Genomic DNA, 19,624 nt, shown 5'->3' with positions numbered 1-19,624 from the left:
TTGCTGAAGCAAGGGACTTGGGGGACTGCGGGACCATGGGGGACATCGAGGTAGGCGCGGTTCCGGCGGATTCGGGAGCGGATTCGGCAGAGGCGACGGGACGGCTGCGGATCGACCTGCTCGGCCCGGTCAGAGCCCGCCGGGGCGGGACGCCGATTGACATCGGCCCCGTACGACGGCAGGCGGTGCTGGCCGCGCTGATCCTGCGTACGGAGACACTGGTCACCCACCAGCAACTGCTCGATGACGTATGGGGAACCGAGCCCCCGGGGACGGGCCGCCGGGTCCTGCCGAGCTACGTCTACCCGCTGCGCAAGGCACTGGACGTGCCCGGAGCCCGGCCTGCCGAGTCGTTGATCCGCGGCGAGCACGGCGGCTACCGCTTCGTGCCGGGCCGCGCGCGGACGGACATCGGTCAGCTGGCCGAACAGGCCGTCGGTGCCCGGCGCGCGAAGGCCGCGGGCGAACCCGCCACCGCCCTCGACCACTGCACCCGAGCCCTGCGGCTGTTCCGCGGCGAGCCGCTGCCCGGCCTGCCGGGACCATTCGCAGACACGGCGCGGCAGCGTCTTGCCCAGCAGCGGCGCACACTCCACGAACAGCGGGTGGAGTGCCTGGTGCTCCTCGGCCGCTATACGGATGCCCTGGACGACCTCATGGCCGCGCCCACGGCGGAGCCGTACGACGAGCCGCTCGCCGCCCTGCGGATGCGCGCGCTGTACGGCAGCGGCCGGCAGGCCGAGGCGCTCACCGCTTACCAGGAGACACGGGATCGGCTCCTCGGCGAACTGGGGGTGGAGCCCGGTGAGGAACTGCGCCGGGTACACCAGGGCGTCCTGCGCCGGGACGACCTGCTGCTGCTCGGCCAGGCGGCGCGGCAGCGCGCGGCCGGGTCGGCGCCCGCACCCCATCAACCCCCGGCGCGGCGGAACGAACTCCCCGGCGACACCGCCTGCCTCGTCGGCCGCGAGGCGGAACTCGCCCTGCTCACCGCGCCCGTGCCCGACGGGGCCGTGTCGGTGGCGGCCGTAGACGGCACGGCGGGCGTTGGCAAGACCGCGCTGGTGGTCCGCGCCGCCTGGACGCTCCGCGACCAGTACCCGGACGGCTGCCTGTTCGTGGACCTGCACGCGCACAGCGCCGCACACGAGAGCCTCCGCCCGCAGCGGGCACTGCACCGGCTGCTGCGCGCCGCCAAGGGCGCCGACGGCGATCTGCCGGACGACCTGGACGAGTTGGTCACGGCCTGGCGCGCGGCCACCAGCTCCCTGCGGCTGCTGTTGGTCGTGGACGACGCCCGCAGCGCGGAGCAGGTGCGCACCCTGCTGCCCGCCGGTCCGGGCAGCAGGGTGCTGGTGGCCAGCCGGCAGCGTCTGTCCGGACTCGACGCCGACCTGCGGCTCACCGCGGAGCCCCTCAGCACGGGCGAGGCGGTCACGCTGCTCACGCACCTCCTGGGTGAGGCGCGCGCCGAGCGGGAACCAGAGGCCGCGCATGAACTCGCCCAGCGCTGCGGCGGTCTGCCCCTGGCGCTGCGGATCACGGGGGCCCGGCTGCAGAACCGCCCGTCCTGGACGCTGGCCCACCTGGTGGACCGGATGTCGGACGACGCGCGCCGGCTCGGCGAGCTGCGGGCCGATGACCGCAGCGTGGAGGCCGCCTTCCGGATGTCGTACGACCAGCTCGCGCCCGAACTGCAGCGGGCTTTCCGCGCGTTGGGCCTCTCGCCGACCGCCGGATTCGACCCGCTCACCCCTGCCGTCATGCTGGGCCGTTCCCGCGAGGACACCGAGGATCTCCTGGAGCGCCTGGTCGACGCGAGTCTGCTGCAGCAGCCGCAGCCCGGCCGCTACCGGCTGCACGACCTCGTACGGGATCACACACGCCGCCTCGCCGCCGCGGCGCCCGAAGAGGCCGCCGCGGACCGTGCCGCCGTGCTGCACCTCTACACAGCCGCCGGCCGGATCGCCAGCGACTGGGGTCCCGAGGGTTTTCCGACCGGCCCGGACGTCTCCGGCTCACCCTTCCCCCGCTGGCTGGACGCCGCCGCATGGCTGGACGCCGCGGGCGGTGAACTGGTCGACGTGGTGGCCTACGCCGCCGCCGGGGAACATGACCTGGCCTGCTGGATCGCCGAGAGCTTGGTCGACCACCTGGTCCGTCAGGGCCGCTTCCACGAGTGCCGGGCGGCCCTGCAGGTCGCGCTGCGCTGCGCGGACGTAGCCGCCGACCAGCGGATGCCTTCCTCGCTGCGGAACTGCATGGCCATCGCCGACATCTACCAGGGACGCTTCCGACAGGGGCACGCCTGGAGTGCCGACGCGCTGCGCCTCGCCCGCCGCCAGGGCGACCTGCGCGAGCAGGCCCGGGCGATCGCCGGGCTGGGCGCCACGGAGCGGGCGATGGGCCGCACCGCGGAGGCGGTCGCCCACCTCAGCAAGGTGGTGGAGCTCGCGGCCCGACTCGGCGACGACTGGCTGGCCGGGATGTCGAACTGCAACCTCGGCGCCATCTTCGACCAACAGGGGCGGCACGAGGAGGCGCTCGCGTACTACGCCACCTCCCTTGCCTTCGCCGAGAAGATCGGCCGGCCCAGGATGATCAGCAAGACCCTGGGCTTCGCCGCCGAGGCCCACCTGGCGCTCGGGCGGCACGTGGAGGCCAGGAGCCTGCTGAGACGGGCGGCCGACCTGGCCCGGGAGGTCGCGGACCTGCAACTGCTCGCGGGGAGCCTGTCCCTGCTCGGCGCCGCGGAACAAGGTCAGGGAGACCTGCGCCTGGCCGTCGCCCTCCACCACGAGGCCCTGTCCACGCTCACCGAGCACACAAGCACGCCGCTGGAGGCGGAGGTCCGCCGCCGTCTCGGGAACACCTACGCGGCGGCGGGCCGCAGTGCCGAGGCACGGCAGCAGTTCCACATCGCCCACTCCCTGACCGGAGCCGAGGAGCGGAGGTGTCCCTCCTCCGCGTCCGTGAACGACCCGAACACGAGGTAGCGGCGCACCCGCGCAGGTCTGCTCCAGACCTCTTGACCGTAGGTCTGGAGCAGACCTACGGCGTAGCGCGTCGCGCCCTCGCACACCCCATGGCAGTCCGGGAGACGGGTCCCCAAGGGCATTATCAGGCTCGCGCCACTTTCCCCGGCGCCGGCATGAGTGGAAGGGACCGCATGATCGGTCGGGCGCTGCGCGTGCTGGGATCGGTAAGTTGTGCCGCCGCCGGTGCGCATGCCTGTGCCGCTCGAAAGGTCATCGCCGCAGGTAGGCAGGGTAGCGGTCAGTCCGCTGGGATGATGTCTTCCGTGATCGTGTCCTTGCTGTACAGCGTGCGCACCGCCCGAGCAACGATTATTCGAGCCCCACAGTCCAGGGTGCTTGGACGACCGGAGTGTGTGGGGTGATCCATCCCAGCCGCTAGGAACGGCGGGCGACTGGATAGGCTGGGACGCGGAAACGGGCTTTGACCAGGAGAGATCCAGGGAGCCTGGAATGCGGGAACGGGGCACGGCGGGCCACGCGGGGCAGGGGAGGAACGGTGTCAGGGTCGATGGGGTCCACCGGGCCCGCCGAGGACGCGGAAGCGTTCGCGGAGCTGCTGCGGGCGCTCAAGGAACGCTCGGGGCTGAGCTATGGGGCACTTGCCAAGCGGCTGGGCATGAGCACCTCGTCGCTGCACCGTTACTGCAATGGCAGCGCGGTGCCGGCCGACTACGCGCCGGTTGAGCGGCTCGCCCGGGTGTGCCGGGCGACCGGCGAGGAGCTGGTCGAGCTGCACCGGAGGTGGATTCTGGCGGATGCGGCGCGGGCGCGCAGGGGGCCGGGTCCGGACGGAACAGAGCTGGAGGGAACGGGGCCGGGCGGGGCGGGCCCGGAGAGAATGGCGCCGGCATCCACCAGCAGCGAACCACGCAAACCGAGCGAAAATGACGAACCAGTCGTCAGCGGCGCCGTGCCGCCCGCCCCCGCGCGCCCCCGCCGGCGCCGCACCGCGCTCATCGCCTCCGTCGCCGCGGCCGCCGCTCTGGGAACCGTCACGCTCATCGCGAGTCTGCCGTTCTCCGGAGGCGACGACGGTGAACGGACGGCCGTCGGGAACACCATCGCCGCCCCGGAGCAGCGTACGAACTTCCAGCTCAAGAACGTAACGACCGGCCGGTGCGCGGACCTGCCCGGCATGGGCAAGGGCAAACTCGACGGCGCGGTCCTCCAGCACGACTGCCTGGACGACTGGGACGCGGACAACCAGGTCTGGGACTTCGTCCTGGCACAGAAGGGCAAGGGACCCAACGGCCGCAATCTCGTCGTGATCAAGAACAAGAAGAGCGGCCTGTGCCTGGACCTGCCCCAACGCGGCAGCCAGCCGAGCAGGACCGCGCTCAGCCAGACCCACTGCAACCTCACGCTCCAGGACAACCAGCTGTGGTGGGTCGAGAACCGGGGCGGCAACCGGACGTTCTGGATCCACAACTACGCCAGCGATCAGCGGTGCCTGGAGGTCTGGGGCGAGAAGCCCGACTTCAGCGGCAACGACGCACGTCTGGGCATCTATACGTGCTCTCCCACTGACGACCACGAGTGGCGGCTGATGTCCAAGGGCCAGTCATGACGGCCACGCGTCGCTGCTGACGCCGACGCACCACGACGCACCACGAGGGTCTCTGATCCGCCGACGCCCCCCGCGGGTACAGGCACGCCACGCGCCCGCGGGGGGCGTCCACGATGCAATGTCAGTGGTGGCATCTTGTACGGAGAGTCGCGCAGGGCGCGGAAGACCGCGGCCTTGTCCGGAACCCGCCAGCATCCCCACTCGTCCGCTTCTCCGACCTTCTGGAGACGCTTCGGAAACAAGGGAGTGACGGTCTCGTCACGCCCGTGCTGCCACCCTTCATCAGGGAGTGTCAACAGGACACCGAGTTCCTGTCGGCACCGACATGCCGTGGGAGGGGTTCCGTCCGATGCCACCGCCAAAGGCTCTCGCGCTGCGGCCAATGGCATCGAAGACGGTACCTGTCCCAACACAGGATCGGCCGGAAGTGCGTAGCCCCGCACGCCCCCAGTTCCCTCCGTCCAACGCCGCGGTAACGGCCGCTTTGGCCGGCGGACGTGGACCAGCGCCGCTTCCGCCTTTATCAGCCCGGTTGCCGCCTGCCGGGCAGGACATGATCGGCAATGGTGCGGTCGCGGCGGCTCGCAGTACCGAGGCTCGCCGTACTGAGCTCGGCCCTGGGCAGCCGCCTGCGGCCGAGCCGGCACCGGTGGACACGGTGGAGGCGGCGCCTGCGGCCTCCGGTGCCGCGCCTGACGTGAAGGCACGGCCTGGCCCGGGTGCGGATCCGAAGTTCGCGACGCTGAAGAAGGACGTGCGGCGCAAGAAGCAATCGGTAGCGAGCTCGCACCCACCCCCCAGGACGGAAGCGACGGCGGCGCAGGACGCGGCCCGGCCGCCCAGGGACGACGAAGAGGCACAGGGCAAGACCGCCAACGCGGAGAAGATGAACGAGGCCAAGCCGAAGGACTTCGACAAGGACGCGTTCATCAGAGCGGTCGAGAAGGCGATCGCCGAAAAGGCGCCCAAGAACCTGGACGAGGCCGACAAGTTCGCCGACTCCGGCAAGGCCGACGAGGTCCGCGCGGAAGTGCACGGCAAGGTCGGCGAGGGCAAGGCGGACTCGGCCGAGCAGATCGCCACGACGACCGCGGCGCCGCCGGACACCTCGGCGGCCGTGCCCAAGAAGGTCGTTCCCATGACCGCGGACCGGCCCCCCGGGACCCCGGGTACGCCGAATCCGGCGAACGCCGTACCGGACAAGCTGCCGACGTCGGCCACCGACATGTCCGCAGGGCCTGCCCAGGTCGACCGGCAGATGGCGGACGCGCAGGTCACCGAGACGCAGTTGAAGGAGTCCAACGAGCCGACGTTCAAGAACGCCCTGGGCGAGAAGAAGACCGCCGAGCAGCACTCCGCGGTGGCCCCCGGCCGGGTGCGGGGGCACGAGAAGAAGGAACTGCGCGCCGCCACCGCACAGGCGCAGCGGCTCGGCTCCGCCGCCATGGGCGCAATGGGCGCCCAACGGGTGCGGACCGGGCAGCAAGTCGGTGCGGGCAAGGGCGGCGCCAAGAGCCGGGACGAGGAGAAGCGGGCCCAGGTCACGGCGGTCCTGCAAGGCGTCTTCGACACGATGAAGAAGGACGTCGAGGCGATTCTCGACGGCCTCGACAAGCGGGTCGACGACCAGTTCGGCAGAGAAGAGAAGGCGGCGCGGGACGCGTTCACCGCCGAGCACAAGCGGAAGATGGAGGAGTACAAGGACCGGCGGTACTCGGGTGCGATGGGCAAACTGCGCTGGGTGCGGGACCTGTTCGCCGGGCTGCCCGCCGAAGCCGACAAGATCTTCGAAGAGGCCCGCGACAACTACGTCCGCCGGATGCGGCAGGTCATCTCCGACGTCGCCGACACCATCGGCAGCGAGCTGAACCGGGCGAAGCGGCGCATCGCCGACGGCCGGACCGAGTTGCAGGCCGCAGTGCGCAAGCTCCCGGCCGATCTGCGGTCCATCGGGCAGCAGGCGGCCGCCGAGTTCACCGACAAGTTCGACGAACTCACCCAGTCCGTGGACGACAAGGGCACCCAGCTCGTCGACACGCTGGCCACCAAGTACACGGACGCGCTCAAGTCCGTCGACGATGAGATCGCGGCGGAGAAGGAGAAGAACAAGGGCCTGGTGGCCAAGGCCGTGGACGCGGTCAAGTCCGTGATCAACACGATCCTGGAGCTGAAGCGGCTGCTGCTGTCGGTCCTCGCCAAGGCCGCGTCGGCGATCATGCTGATCCTCAAGGACCCGATCGGCTTCCTGCGCAACCTGGTCTCGGCCGTCGGCGCCGGTCTCCGGCAGTTCCTGGCGAACATCGGCCGCCACCTGCAACAGGGCATTCTGTCCTGGCTGTTGGGCAAGACCGCCGAGGCCGGCATCGAGCTGCCCTCGAAGTTCGACGCGCAGGGCGTCCTGAAGATGCTCGCCTCGCTGCTCGGGCTGACCTGGCAGAACATCCGCGCCCGGATCGTCCGCAAGGTCCCCAAGATGGAACCGGCCGTCGCGGCGGCCGAGACTGCGGTGCCGCTGGTCGCGGAGGTCCGCAAGCGGGGCGTCGCGGGGATGTGGGAAGACCTCAAGACGCGCGTGGGCGACCTGAAGAAGGAGCTGCTCGACAAGGTCATCGCGTATGTGACGCCCACGATCATCCAGGCCGGGATCATGTGGGTGCTCTCGCTGCTCAACCCCGCGTCCGCGTTCGTACGCGCGGTGAAGCTGATCATCGACATCGTGCGCTTCATCGTCACCCAGGCGCGCCAGATCTTCGAGTTCGTCAACGCCGTCCTGGATGCGGTCATCGCGATCGCGAGGGGCGGCAGCGGCGGCGTACCTGGCCTGATCGAACGCGCCCTCGCCCGCTCCATCCCGGTCCTGCTGGGCGTCCTCGCCGCGATCCTGGGGGTGGGCGGGATCGCGGCCCGCGTCAAGCAGATCGTCCAGGCGATGTCCAAGCCGGTGGACCGGGCGGTGGACTGGGTGATCGACAAGATCGTGGGCCTGGTGAAGAAGCTATGGTCCAAGATCAAGTCCGCCTTCGACAGAAAGAAGCCCAAGCCGAAACCGAAGCCCAAGCGCCGGCCGGACCGGAAGCGGCCGGGCAGGCCACGTCGGCGGAGGCGGCCGGACCAGCGGCGCAGGCCCGAACGGCGGAGGCCGAAGCGGCGCGACCCGAAGAAGAAGCGGCCCGACAAACGGCCCGACAAACGGTCCGAGGCGGACAAGAAGCGCGCCCTCGATGCCGCCGTGCGCGACGCGACGCACCTGCTCAACGAGGAAGCGGCCACGGTCAAGTCGGTGCGGCGCGGCCTCGGCCCGATCAAGCAGCGGCACGGCCTCACCCGGATCCAGCTCAAGAAGATCGCCGAGGGCAAGTACCGCATCAGAGTGACCATCAACCCGAGCGAGGACACGCCGGTCGAGACCCTGTCGGAGGACGAGTTCCCGTACCGGATCGCCAGAGCGCAGGGCCGCATGGACGTCAACAGGTACGGACCGACGGTCGCGCAGTTGCACGAGGTCAGGCCCGCCGGGCAGAGCGACGACCCCTTCATCGGCTTCGTCGTCAACATGGCGGCCATTCCGTCCGAGATCCAGAGCAACCCCGCGGTGGCCTCCCGGTATCTGAGTACGGCGTGGGACGTCCCCGGGGGTGGATCCGAGGACATGGCGGCGGCCAGGACCGCCGTCGTCATCGGCGTCAACGCCTTCGAGGGCCTCAACCCCGAGAAGAACAAGAGCGAGCTGAGCGCGGCCATCGGCATGGTCAATCCGCCGAGCAAGCTCGTCGCGGCGGTCTTCGGCTTCGTCTGGACGCCCCGGTGGGTCCAATTCAGGGACGGGAAGGAGCAGGGCAACGCCTCCTTGGCCGAGGTGCGGGCGAAGTACCGGGGCCTCGGATCGGACGGCAAGCGGGCACTCGCTGAGGAGAAGAACGAGTCCGGCCTGCGCGACAAGAAGGCGCTTCCCTACGGTGTCTTCCGCCAGCAGGTGCTCGGCTCCTCGTACACGAAGAAGGCGGTGGACATCCTCAGCAAGGCCAACAAGCAGGTCCACATCGTCAGCCAGGACGCCGATACCAGTGTCTCGACCACCAAGGGGATGGGCGTCCTGGCCGCCTACACCAAGGTGCTGGGCGAGATGCGGGAGCACCCGCTGCTCACCATCGGGGGCTACACCTTCGAGAAGTTCGACTGGAAGAAGGACGCCGATCCCCGCACCGTCCAGCTGACGACGCTCTCCAACCAGGTGGACCGGGCGATCCGGGAGGCCATCGACAAGCGGTACACGCAGATGCTCTACCCGACCGAGCCGAACATGCTCATCAAGGCGTGGGACAAGGAGGGCTCCCCGGGCATCTTCCAGGATCCCCGGACCCAGGGCCTGCTCGAGGCCCAGGGCGAGCTGTACCCCATCGGCGGTGCCGAGGGCCGGAAACTCAAGATCAAACTGATGGAGCTGTTCGGCGACGGCTTCTCCATCGTCTACGCGCCCCTGGCCAGCACCACTACGAGCCCGGCCCCGGGCGACGACAAGCGCGGTCTCTCCGTGACCCGGCAGAAGGTCGTCGGCGCCGAGCGCGGCGAAGGTCTCGATCCAAAGCTGAGCGCGGAGGAGATCGCCCGCCGCAGCCATCGGGCCTACGCACTGGTATTGCAGTCGCAGTCCATGGCCAGCGCCACACGGCTCGCCCAGGAGTTCATCCTGTCCACCCCGAAGCCGCAGGGCGTGAGCAGGAAAGCGTGGGCGAAGCTACAGGCCCAACTCCAGGACGTCGTCTTCGTCCATGTCGAAGAAGTCGTCAAGCTGATGGCCGACGATCCTCGGCGGACCGTGCACAGCGTGGTGATCAGGACACGCGCCAAGAAGCTCAGGGAGGACGCCAAGCACCTGGCCCAGACCCTGGCGGAGGCGGGCACGCCGCAGGCCGGGCAGGTGGTCGAGCAGGCCCGGAAGGTGACGCGCCGGATCATCACCGCGCTGACCGCCGACGCGCTCAAGGATGTCTGGGGCGAGCTCTCCCCGTTGCTGAGGAGCATCATGGAGGCCGAGCGGACCGGAGAGGGGCCGGAGTGACCGAGGACGCGCTGCGGCGTCTGCGCGCCGAGTCGTCACGCGACGACTACGCATCGATGGCAAGCCTGGCCAGGGCCCTCTACACGCACGGACTCGGGCCCCACGAGGTGGTACGGGAGTGCTACGGCGTCGGCTTCCCGGAGGAGTTCTTCGTGCTCGCCGACGCGGGCCCCCACTCCCTGGACCTCATGGTGGACTTCCCCCTGCTGCCCTGGCGTCTGGCCGTACCCCCCGATCGCGGTGGCCCGTCGGAGCGGCCCGACCCGATGGCGGACATCACACGCAAGGTCTTCGCCCGCGACCCGGACCTGGTCCCCCTGTTCCTCGGCATCAACGTCAACCTCGAGCACGGCGGCCGGGTGCACTGCTACAGCCTCGCCGAGCTCGGGGCGGGTCGGACGACCGTATTCGGGATCTGGAAGGACGTCGAGCCGCACAACGAGGTCGAACGCTGCGGCGATTCCCTGCTCGCCGTCCTGCGCGAGCACCACACGCAGTACGTCGACTGGCTGGAGAACGAGTCATGGGACCCCGCGAACGTGCGGACCGACCCGGTCGACGAGGAGACCGTGGCCGAGATCCGCGAACTGGTCCCGATGATCGAGGGGTTCCAGCGCCGGGCCGCCTCGCGTGGGGGCAGCTGAAGCGCCGGGGATTGTCGTGCGTATCTCTCCGGTCCCCGGGGACCGGAGGCCGGGCTCACGGCCCCGTAGTCGTGGCCTGCGGCGCGGGCGCCATGAGCGGCACCGCGCCCGGCATCGCCCGCAGCGCGGCATGGGCCACGGCCGCGTTCCCCGACTGGTCCTGACCTGCCAGGAGCGAGGACCCCACCGTCGCCGGAGGGTGCGTTGCACGGGCCACCGTCGCATTGCTCACGGGCGCCGGAGCAGGAGTCGGTGCCGGGGCCGGGGTCGGGGCCGGCGCATGGCGGGTGGCTGTCGCCGTGTCCTGGGTGCGGGCCGGGGGGACCGGGGCCAGGAGGCGGTGCAGGGAGAGCGGGGGTTCGGTGGGCAGCATCGGTGTCACCCCTGGGATGCTTCGTCGAGCAGATGGGCGTGTGGGCCGAGTTCGGCCGGGCGGAGCAGCCGGGCCTCGCGTTGGAACTGGCGTGCCACACCCCGTACGACATGGCGCATGGCAATCGTGGCGCCGCCCCCGTCCGCCGCCGCCAGGGCCGCCGCGCGGGCCGCCGTGGTGATGTTGGCGCCCGTCATGTCCAGGCGGGCCAGGGCGTCCAGGTCCACGTCGGGCGCGAGCGGGGCCTCCTCGGGGAAGGCGAGGCGCCACAGTCTGCGGCGTTCGGCGGTGGCAGGGCGGGGGAAGTGGACGACGAAGTGGAAGCGGCGGGTGAAGGCGGGGTCGATGTTCTCCTTGAGGTTGCTGGTGAGGATCACCAGGCCGTCGCTGGCCTCAAGGCGCTGCAGCAGGTAGCCGACCTCCAGGTTGGCGTACCGGTCGGTGCCGTGCTTCACCTCGCCGCGCTTGCCGAACAGGGCGTCGGCCTCGTCGAAGAGGAGCACCGCCTGGCTCTCCTCGGCCTGCCGGAACGCGATCTCCATGTTCTTCTCCGTCTCCCCCACCCATTTGGAGACGACCTGGGCGAGGTCCACCTTGAGCAGTTCCAGGCCGAGCATGCCGGTGACGATCTCGGCGGACATGGTCTTGCCGGTTCCGGGCTCTCCGGTGAAGAGCGCCTTGACCCCGCCGTGTCCCGAGCGGCGGGCGAAACCCCAGCTCTCGGCGATCCGGGGCCAGGCGCGGAACGCCGAGGCGATCTCCAGGATCTGGCGGAACTGGACGTCGGGCAGGACCAGGTCGTCGACGGTGCGCCGGGGCACGATCGAGTGGACGGCGCTGCCGCTGCGTCCGCGGGTGACGGTGGCGATGGCGGGTTCGACGTGGTCGGCGACCCGCTCCGGGTGTCCGTTGCCGGCCAGGCGGGCCCCGGCGTCCGCGACCGAAGCCACGGCACGTAGTTCACCGCCGCTCATCCGGTACCGGGCGGCGAGGTCTTCGAGGAGGGTTCCGCCCAGGTCCGGGAGCGCGGCCGACCACATGGCCCGGCGGTCGGTGAAACCGGGGGCGGGGACGGTGAGTTCGGCGTAGGCGCGGGCGGCGAGCAGGCCCGCCGGGCGCCAGGGCTTCAGGCCGGTCAGGCACACCGGCACGCGCGAGCGCAGCAGCGCGGCGGACACCGCGTCGGCGTACAGCCGCCGCGGCTCGCCGTGCAGGTCATCGGTGGGGATCCACAGCACGGCGCCCAGTACGGCGGCCGTCCGCAGATCGGACTGAGGGTCGGCCTCGGGATCGGCGGTCAGGGTCCGCAGCGGTGCTCCCGCGGCCCGGGCCAGCGCCTGTACGGCGTCGAGCTGGCCGTCGGGCGGGCAGCCCCACAGCCCGGCCAGGTCGATGTCACCGCGGCCCAGCGCACGGCCCAGCCGGGTGAGCAGGTCCGAGGACAGGTAGGGGGACAGCACGCGCGGCTCCGGCGGCGCGACCTCGCCGGGGTCGTGGCCCAGCAGGCCGACGTCGCCGCCCCAGCCCAGCAGGAAGTCCAGCACCCCGGGGCCGAGGACCAGTTCCTGGGCGAGTTCGACCGCGGCCTCACCGTGCGCGCGCAGCAGACCGTACCGGCGCAGCGGCCCGGCCGGGCCGAGGGCGCGGCGCAGGGCGAGGCGGGCCGCCGCGCCGTTCGCGCCCACACTCACCAGCAGTTCCACGCTCGGCAGCCGCCGGTTCAGGTTGTCCACGATGTAGGCGTAGATCCGTTCGTAGCCGCGGTCCAGTTCGACCGCCGCGGCCAGGAGCAGCGCGTCCTGTTCGGCGCGGGTCAGGCCGAAGCGGGTGGCGAGCGCGTCCAGCGGCAGGGTCGTGCCCTCGGCGGACGCGCGCCGCCTCAGGTCCCGTTCGGCTTCCGGCTCCGTCTGTCGGGGCTCGTACGGCTCGGCCATGGTGTCGGTGAAGGCGTGCACCTCGCCGAGCAGCACATCGACCTGTTCGTCGGTCACGCAGTACGGCGTGAGGTCCGGCCGGGTGAGCCGGGCCGCGAGCCGGGCCTGGCGCTCGACGGCGGCCCTGAGGGCTTGGTGCAGGCCCGCCAGCCTGATGCGCAGATGCTCGACCGCTGGTTCGCCCATGGCTCTCACCCGGCCGAGAAGGTCAGGGTCCGGCCGTTCAGCCAGACCACGTCGGGCACATCGGCGAGCAGACCGCCGCGCAGCAGGTCCGCGTGGCGCCGGCCCATCGGGACGCGTACCCGGACGGCCGCGGGCTCGTATCGCACCGTGGCATCCAGGTCGGCGAAGCGGGTCAGGGCCAGCAGCGGATCCGGGGTCTCGCGGTCGCGCCAGAGCGTCCAGGCGATGGTGGCCAGACCGAGGGCCGCGGCCAAGGTGACCGTACGCTCCAGGCCGCCGTCGGGCGCCAGTGGTACCGCCCGGCGCTCGCTGACCAGCGCGGCAACCAGGTCCGCGAACCGCTGTGCGTGGGCGGGGAGTTCCGCGGCGAGGCGTACGTCCGGTGCCGTGCCCTCGGCGGTCCACAGCGGTGTGCGCCAGGGCAGTCGTGCCACCGGATCGCCGCGCAGCGGCCGTACGCCGGTGAGGAACGGCACGTCGGCCGCGGCCAGTTCGCGCAGGGTGCCGGGGGGCAGGGGGCCGTCGCAGAGCAGTACGGGCGGGTGCCCGCACGCCTGCCAGTACGGCAGCAGCCCGGCGGCTTGCGCGGCCCAGGCGATCGGGAACATGCCGTGGGCGTCGACAAGGAACAGCCCATTGTCCGTCCCCGTGATCAGGAGCGGGTGGGCGGGGTCGTGGCCGCGGCACACCGACAGCGCCAGTACGCCGTCAAGGACCGGCAGCGCGGGGCGCACCTGGCGGGCGAAGGCGGCCAGCCGCTCCTCGGCGACGGGTGACTGGAGGCCGGCGAAGGCGGCCGCGGCCTCGCTGTCCCGGTCGGCGCGGCGCCAGCCACGTGCGGTCACGCCCAGCACTTTGTAGCCCAGGGCCGCCGCGAACAGCGGTGCCTGATCGGCCAGTTCGACGCCGGTCAGGGCGGGTCCGATGGCGTCGAGGTACCCGATGCGCGCCAGTGGCCCGGCGAGCAGGAAGGGCAGCGCGGACCACACCCGTACCTCTCCGGTGGTAAGCACCTCGCCTGTGGCGCGCGCCGCGTCGGTGGTACGCACCCCGGCGGTGGTGCGCGCCTCGCCGGCGCCGCCCGTGTTCCCCGGCGGCTCGTCGGCGGCGCGGTCGTACGGGTCGGCCAGGGACCGCACCAGCCGTACCGCCTCCTCGTGGTCCGCCGACGCCAGGAAGTCGGCGAGCAGCCGGGGCAGGTCCGCCGCCTCGGCGCCCGCGACCGCGGCGCGCAGCCGCCGGGGCAGCTCCCAGGCGGGCCGGGACCCGGCGGCGGCCTGGCCGTGCGGGCCGGCGGGAGGAGGGGCTGGTGCGAGGGCGCGCCCGACGAGTTCGGCGAGCAGCCGTGCGGCCGCCGCGTCGTCGACGCCGAGCAGGGCGAGCACGTACGCGGACAGCGACGCGTCCGGCAACAGTGCCAGCAGCGCGTCCAGTTCCCCGCGCTCGGCGAGTTCGGCGAAGAGCGCGGCGGCGCCCGGGACGGTCCACGGGTCCGGCGCCGCCGCGAAGGTCTCCTCCAACGACGTGGCATCGGCGCCGGCGCCGGGCGCGTCGGCGGGCAGCTCCACCATCGGCACCGGCGCGAAGTGCACCTCGACGGGCGGCCCGCCGCCCGCGGGCCGGCCAAACCCTCCGGGCCGGCCCTGCCGGACGGTGACGGTCAGCGGTTCGGTGATCTCCACGTCCGGTCCGTCTCCCGCCAGCCGCTCGGCGAAGTGGTCCGCCAGCAGGTCCGGCAGGGCTTCCACCACCTGGCTGACCAGGCCGCGTGGATCGGGACCCCAGCTCCACCCACCGCGCCGGGCCACCGTCACGGTGCACCGGTGCACCGTGATTTCGCCGGGCTCGCCAGGCTCGATGGCCTCGCCGGTGGCCGGCGCGGTGGGCGCGCTCACGTCACTTTCTCCATCCCCAGGTGGCCCGCCCAGCCCGCCGCGAGCACCAGCACACCGTGCTCGCTGCCCGCGGTGAGGGTCACCGGCAGTTTCACCTGGGTCTGCTGGGCGGGGATCTCCCCGGCGAGCACATGGGTGTCCTGCTCGTCGGAGATCAGGGCGATCACGGGGGTGGTGCGGTTCGCCGGGACCTGCACGGTGATGGTGATCCCGTCCTTGGCCAGCACGACGCCGTCGCTCCACGTCGCCAGGCGCACCAGCGCCGGTTTGGGTTTGCCCTCGGACGTCACCTCGACGCCGAAGGCCAACGGATCGGCGAGGGCGGCCGGTTCGTCGTCCACGGCCGCCACGTCGAGCTTTTCGGCGCTCACCGGGAGGATCGCGATGCGGCCGTCGCCCAGGGAGACGCGCAACGGCAGCGCGCGGCCGACGAGGGCGGCCGCGTCGGCCGGGGCGTCGGCACCGGTCTGGGCCAGGGCGCCCACGACATGGCCGGTGCCGACCGCGTACACCACGTGAAGAGTCATCGTCAGCCACCGCCGTTCGTCGCCGCGACCGTCGCCACCACGAGGAAGTCGGCCGCCCCGGGCTGTTCGACGACCTTGGCCGGGCTCACCAGGGGGTTGTACCGGCGCACCCGGCAGCGGACCCGCCGGTCGCCGTCCACGGTGGCCTCCACCGGGCTGTACAGCTCCGTGCCGGCCAAGGTCGGTGTGCGCGGGGTCAGCTGGACGTGGAGCACGACCCGCCCGTCGGCGACCTGTTCCGGGGTGACGCCGGACGGCAGCGGCAGCAGCATCCCGTCGGTGGCGGTCCCGGACGTCACCAGCGTGCTGCCGGCCTGCGTCCCGCCGCTGAGGCTGCCCTCGATCGTGAGGTTGCCGTTGGCCGCCACGGTCATCAGCGGTGCGACCGTGCCGCCGCCCTGGTACAGGCCGAAGACCAGGTTCGGCGTATCGCCGCCGGACAGGACGAGCGCCGGCTTGCCCTCCTGGGCCTCCGGGCCCGTACGCAGGGTCAGCGCGCCGGACGCGGCCGAGACGGTGTCCGCGCGTACGCCCACGAACCGCGCCGCGACGCCGCGTGCCTCGGTCACGACGCCGCTGAAGTGGCCGTCCGTCCACTGGACGTAGCCCAGCAGGATGAGCCAGCGGACGGGCGGATCGGCCGGTGGTGCCCCGATCGCGGGCGGCTGCTGCTCCGCGACCAGCCGCTCGTCGCCGAGGCGCCCGAAGAGGATCTGGTACGACTCCTCCACCCGGGTCTTCGTGGCGCTGCCGGAGCAGGAGACCGGAGCGGCGGACCGGTCCGGTTCCCGGTCGGCGGCCGTGAGGAAGACCGGATAGGGCTCGACCGTGAGCTGGTCCGCGCCGTTGACCTCGTCGAAGTCGCTCTCGCGCAGCACCACCGGCTCGGTGACGACCACCTCGCGGCCGGTCCCGTCGACGGCGATCCCCGGCGACACGCTCACCTCGACGTAGCGGGCGCCCGTGGCCGGGTCGGTACGGGACTGGGTGACGAGGCCGAGCCCTTCGGCGATGCCCCACACGTGCAGGTGCCGGGCGTGCCGGGCGGCCGGGCCGCGCGCGTACTCGACGGTGGCCGACAGGTCCGCGGCGGCCAGTACCTGGCCCTCGTGGAAGGCGGGGCGCAGCGGGCCCGTCATCGCGTCTCACCGGGCTTGTTCGTACGGGAGGAACGGCTGCGTCTGGCCGGGGGTTTGGCGGGCTCCTCCCCGACATCCGCCCCTTGATCAGCGGGTTGGTCAGGGGCTTGGCCCGCCGCGCCTTCGAGTTCCGCAAGGCGGGGCCCCAGCCGGTCCGGGAAGTCTTCCTGCATCCGGCTCATCTGGGTCTGTGCGCTGCCCAGTTGTGCGCGGAGGCCCTCCAGCGCGGCATTCAGGTCGGCCACCTGCGTCCTGAGCCGGGCCAGTTCCTGCATGCTGTCGGTGACTTCACTGGGCGTGGTGTAGACCTGCTCGTGCAGCGCCTTGGGCGGCGTCTCCCCGGGGGCGGGGGTCAGCAGCAGGGACAGCATCTCCTCCAGGTCCCCCGTGCGCGGCCAGTCGCCGAGCAGTCCCTCGGTATACGGGCGCGCCACCGGGCCCTCGGCCGGTAGCACCGGCTTCTGGTACGACGGGAGGGGCTGGCAGCACACGCGCTCGGCGAGCTCCCGCAGCCGGTAGAGCTTGGGCAGCCACTCGCCGTACGCCGATCCGCCCGGCAGGACCTGTTCCCGGGTGGCGGAGCAGACCCGTACGACATCGCAGCCGTCCAGCTCCAGATGCGCGAGCAGGACGTCGGTGTCGGCGCTGTCGCCGCACGGCGGGTTCAGGGTGGCGCACGCGGCGTCGGTCAGGAACCGGCGCACCGCGGTGGCCAGTGCCGCGGCCGCCTCCGCGATCTGCTGCACCTCGGCGACGGTCGCCTTCTCGGTGCTGTCCGGCGGCGGGGGCGGCAGCAGCGGTACGTCCACGGCGGCGACATCCGTGCGCAGCGCGCAGTCGGCGAGGTCGGCGGCCTGGTCAAGACGGCCGAGCAGCCACTCCCGGATCAGGCCGATGTCGGCGCGGAACTCCACCCGCAGCGCGTGGCCGAGCGGTGTGCCCTGGGCCAGCATGCGCACTTCCAGCGGCGCGTCCGGGTCGCCGCCCTCCGGTACGACCCGGGCCGCGGTCTCGGTGACGGCGGCGTGGGCGATCGTGCGGCGCAGCGGGTCCGGCCACACCGCTTCCATGTCGGCGCCGCTGAGCCGCCGGCACGCCGTGCCGAGGACGGTGCGCGCCTCCCGGACGGTGGCGAGGTCCGGGTAGTCCTTTGCCAGCTGCTCCCGCCCGGCCGGGTCGTAGGTGTCGAACCGGGCGACGGCGGCGGCCAGCGCGCGTACGTGCTCGGTCATCTCGCGGGCCGCCGGCGGGGGCGGCGGGCCCTCTCCGCCCGCGTTCTCGCGCAGCCAGGCGAAGGCGGTGGCGTACCGCCGCGCGTCGGCGGCGTCGAAGCGGAAGGTCCGGCCGGTGCCGAGCGAGGCGACGAGGAGGGCGTCGACGTACATTCCGAGCCGCCGGTCGCGGATGCGGGCCCGGTCGGCCCGCGCGAGGTCGCCGAGGCTCGTCAGGAGCCGGGTGCCGGGGTTGTGGCGGTGGTCCTCGACATCGTCGCGTCCGACGACGAAGCGGAACCCCTCCTGGATCCTGGAGGGCACGCATCCGGGTGAGGGGCAGGGCTCCTCCGTGGCGTACGGGGCCACCGGTTCGACGGGGGACTCCTGGTAGCGCACGTAGAGCCCGTAGCGGCGGCCGCCGTCGTTGTCGCAGTTTTCCCCGCAGTCCACGCCGAGGCCGCTGATGCGCCGCTCGCGCACCAGTGCCCGTACGTCGACCCGTTCGGTGCAGGGCACCACGATGTCGTTGCCTGCGCAGTCCAGCGCGTGTCCGGGGTGGACCGCCACGGTTCCGCCGCCGCACGGGTCGCAGGTGACGCCGAGGCCGCAGATGACTCCCGGCCCGTACAGGGACCGGTTGTGCAGTCTGCTCTTCGCCGTCGTGTACTCGACCAGCAGGCTGAGGTCGTCCTCGGTCAGCAGTTGCCCTGCGAAGAAGCGGGGACGTACGAAGGCGGAGGTCGAGGTGGCGTCGCCACCGCAGCCGCATCCGCAGTCTGTTCGCATGATCAGCGCTCCTTCACAAAGAACCAGCTCTCGAAGACGTCCCCGCCCGCCCCGGTGCCGGACGTCCAGGGACCGATGCCCGAGGGCGGGAGGTGGCAGCCGCCGTGTGCCGCCGACGGGGTGGCCTCGGCGTCGATGGTCGGTACGCGTCCACCGACGTGAGTGCCGTCGACCGGGCGGCAGCAGCGGTCGAGGATGAACGCGGCGCGGACGGTGATCAGTACGCGGTCGCCGTCCTGCAGCGTCTCGCGCGTGGTCTGGCGATAGCGGAACTCCTGGGTGAACTCGTCGCACTGGTCGGATCCGGCGTCCGGTTCGGCGAACGTGCCGCCCATGTACCAGGTGGAGGCGTTGCGGCCGCTGCCGCCCTCGATCACCTGGAGCTCCACCACGCCGGGCCGCAGCGTGTCGGACCGTACGCCGGCGGAGAACCGCACCACGAGCCCGCCGTCCTCGTCCTGGGTGCCGAGGAGGGCCTTGGCCTCGTCGATGGTGTAGGTGTGTCCGTGGATCCAGTTGATGCCGGTGATCACCGTGGGCAGATGGCGGCCGAACGGACGGCGTACGTTCATGTGGATCTGGTCGCGGCGCACCGGCTCGTGCCAGTCCACGCAGTCGATCCTGGCCAGCCACAGCACCTTGTGCCCGCAAGCCGAGCAGCACGTGTCACAGCGCTCGTCCACCGGCGGCTCGCACCCGGTGACCCGCACCTTGTAGCACTCCTCCGTCCAGCCGAACTCGCAGTCGGGGGTCTCCGCGCAGGTGTCGTTGTAGACGGCGCGGGTGGGCTCGACGGGGCGCTCGGCGTACTCGATGCCGACCCAGACGGTGTCGGTGTCCCGTTCGTGCGGGGGCAGCGCCTTCCACAGGTCGATCACGCAGCCGCCCCGCACCACGACCTCGTTGCCGTCGCAGTCCACGGCGAGACCTGGAGTGATCTTCACCTTGGCCCGGCGCCGGGTGTGCCCGGTGCGGTCCGCCTCACCCTCCGCGGGCGGCGCCTCGGCGTCCTCCGCGGGCGCCTCGGCGTCCGGCGGGCAGTCGTCCTCGTCCCGCGGCGCCGGTTCCACGTGCAGGCCGCACACCACTCCGTAGCCGAGCAGACAGCGCATGCGCAGTCTCAACTTCTCACGGTAATACTCCTGTTCACGCTGGAAGTCCCGCGCGCCCAGCATTTGGCCGTGGAAGTACCGCAGCCGGCGCAGTGGTGGCGCGTCGAACTCCTCTGTCCTCGATGTCTCTGTCTCCGTCATCGCCCCGTC

At 72.0% G+C, this 19,624-nt stretch carries 11 protein-coding genes; 4 read left to right on the top strand and 7 right to left on the bottom strand.

Going from position 1 to position 19,624, the window contains the following annotated elements; genetic code table 11:
• The first annotated feature begins 35 nt into the window (after positions 1 to 35).
• The 4 genes from ACWY4P_RS47095 (at position 36) to ACWY4P_RS47080 (ending at position 10,308) form a co-directional block, all read left to right on the top strand.
• Positions 36 to 2,996: an AfsR/SARP family transcriptional regulator gene (locus ACWY4P_RS47095; protein WP_456206951.1), complete on the top strand. Its 2,961-nt coding sequence runs from the start codon at positions 36 to 38 to the stop codon at positions 2,994 to 2,996.
• Between the two features lie 550 nt (positions 2,997 to 3,546).
• Entirely contained in the window at positions 3,547 to 4,605 is a 1,059-nt protein-coding gene (locus tag ACWY4P_RS47090) for a helix-turn-helix domain-containing protein (RefSeq protein WP_456206950.1), read from the top strand.
• 697 nt (positions 4,606 to 5,302) lie between these two features.
• Positions 5,303 to 9,664 (top strand): phage tail protein, encoded by a 4,362-nt coding sequence (locus ACWY4P_RS47085; RefSeq protein WP_456206949.1) that lies wholly within the window; start codon positions 5,303 to 5,305, stop codon positions 9,662 to 9,664.
• Complete coding sequence (locus tag ACWY4P_RS47080; RefSeq protein WP_456206948.1) at positions 9,661 to 10,308, top strand: hypothetical protein; 648 nt, start codon at positions 9,661 to 9,663, stop codon at positions 10,306 to 10,308. The genes ACWY4P_RS47085 and ACWY4P_RS47080 overlap by 4 nt, the downstream gene beginning before the upstream one ends.
• A gap of 55 nt (positions 10,309 to 10,363) precedes the next feature.
• Here ACWY4P_RS47080 and ACWY4P_RS47075 read toward each other — a convergent pair whose 3' ends face one another.
• From ACWY4P_RS47075 to ACWY4P_RS47045, 7 genes are read right to left on the bottom strand one after another with little or no spacing between them, the layout of a single operon-like run.
• Positions 10,364 to 10,681: a hypothetical protein gene (locus ACWY4P_RS47075; protein WP_456206947.1), complete on the bottom strand. Its 318-nt coding sequence runs from the start codon at positions 10,679 to 10,681 to the stop codon at positions 10,364 to 10,366.
• Positions 10,682 to 10,686: 5 nt separating this feature from the next.
• Entirely contained in the window at positions 10,687 to 12,801 is a 2,115-nt protein-coding gene (locus tag ACWY4P_RS47070; RefSeq protein WP_456206946.1) for an ATP-binding protein, read from the bottom strand.
• A gap of 5 nt (positions 12,802 to 12,806) precedes the next feature.
• The gene (locus tag ACWY4P_RS47065; protein WP_456206945.1) at positions 12,807 to 14,696 is read right to left on the bottom strand and encodes a hypothetical protein; all 1,890 of its coding nucleotides are present in this window, start codon (positions 14,694 to 14,696) and stop codon (positions 12,807 to 12,809) included.
• Positions 14,693 to 15,223, bottom strand: a complete 531-nt coding sequence (locus ACWY4P_RS47060; protein WP_456206944.1) for a hypothetical protein — start codon at positions 15,221 to 15,223, stop codon at positions 14,693 to 14,695. The genes ACWY4P_RS47065 and ACWY4P_RS47060 overlap by 4 nt, the downstream gene beginning before the upstream one ends.
• Before the next feature lie 2 nt (positions 15,224 to 15,225).
• Positions 15,226 to 16,362 carry a hypothetical protein gene (locus tag ACWY4P_RS47055; RefSeq protein WP_456206943.1) on the bottom strand — a complete coding sequence of 379 codons (1,137 nt, stop codon included), beginning with the start codon at positions 16,360 to 16,362 and terminating at the stop codon, positions 15,226 to 15,228.
• Positions 16,359 to 18,362, bottom strand: a complete 2,004-nt coding sequence (locus ACWY4P_RS47050) for a hypothetical protein (protein WP_456206942.1) — start codon at positions 18,360 to 18,362, stop codon at positions 16,359 to 16,361. Before ACWY4P_RS47050 ends, ACWY4P_RS47055 begins: the two co-directional genes overlap by 4 nt.
• Before the next feature lie 2 nt (positions 18,363 to 18,364).
• Positions 18,365 to 19,615 (bottom strand): hypothetical protein, encoded by a 1,251-nt coding sequence (locus tag ACWY4P_RS47045; RefSeq protein WP_456206941.1) that lies wholly within the window; start codon positions 19,613 to 19,615, stop codon positions 18,365 to 18,367.
• Positions 19,616 to 19,624: the final 9 nt, after the last annotated feature.

The sequence above is a fragment of the Streptomyces sp. LZ34 genome, assembly GCF_053890475.1.
Note: the sequence above shows the minus strand (reverse complement) of the source record. Positions and strands in the feature narration are given on the sequence as shown.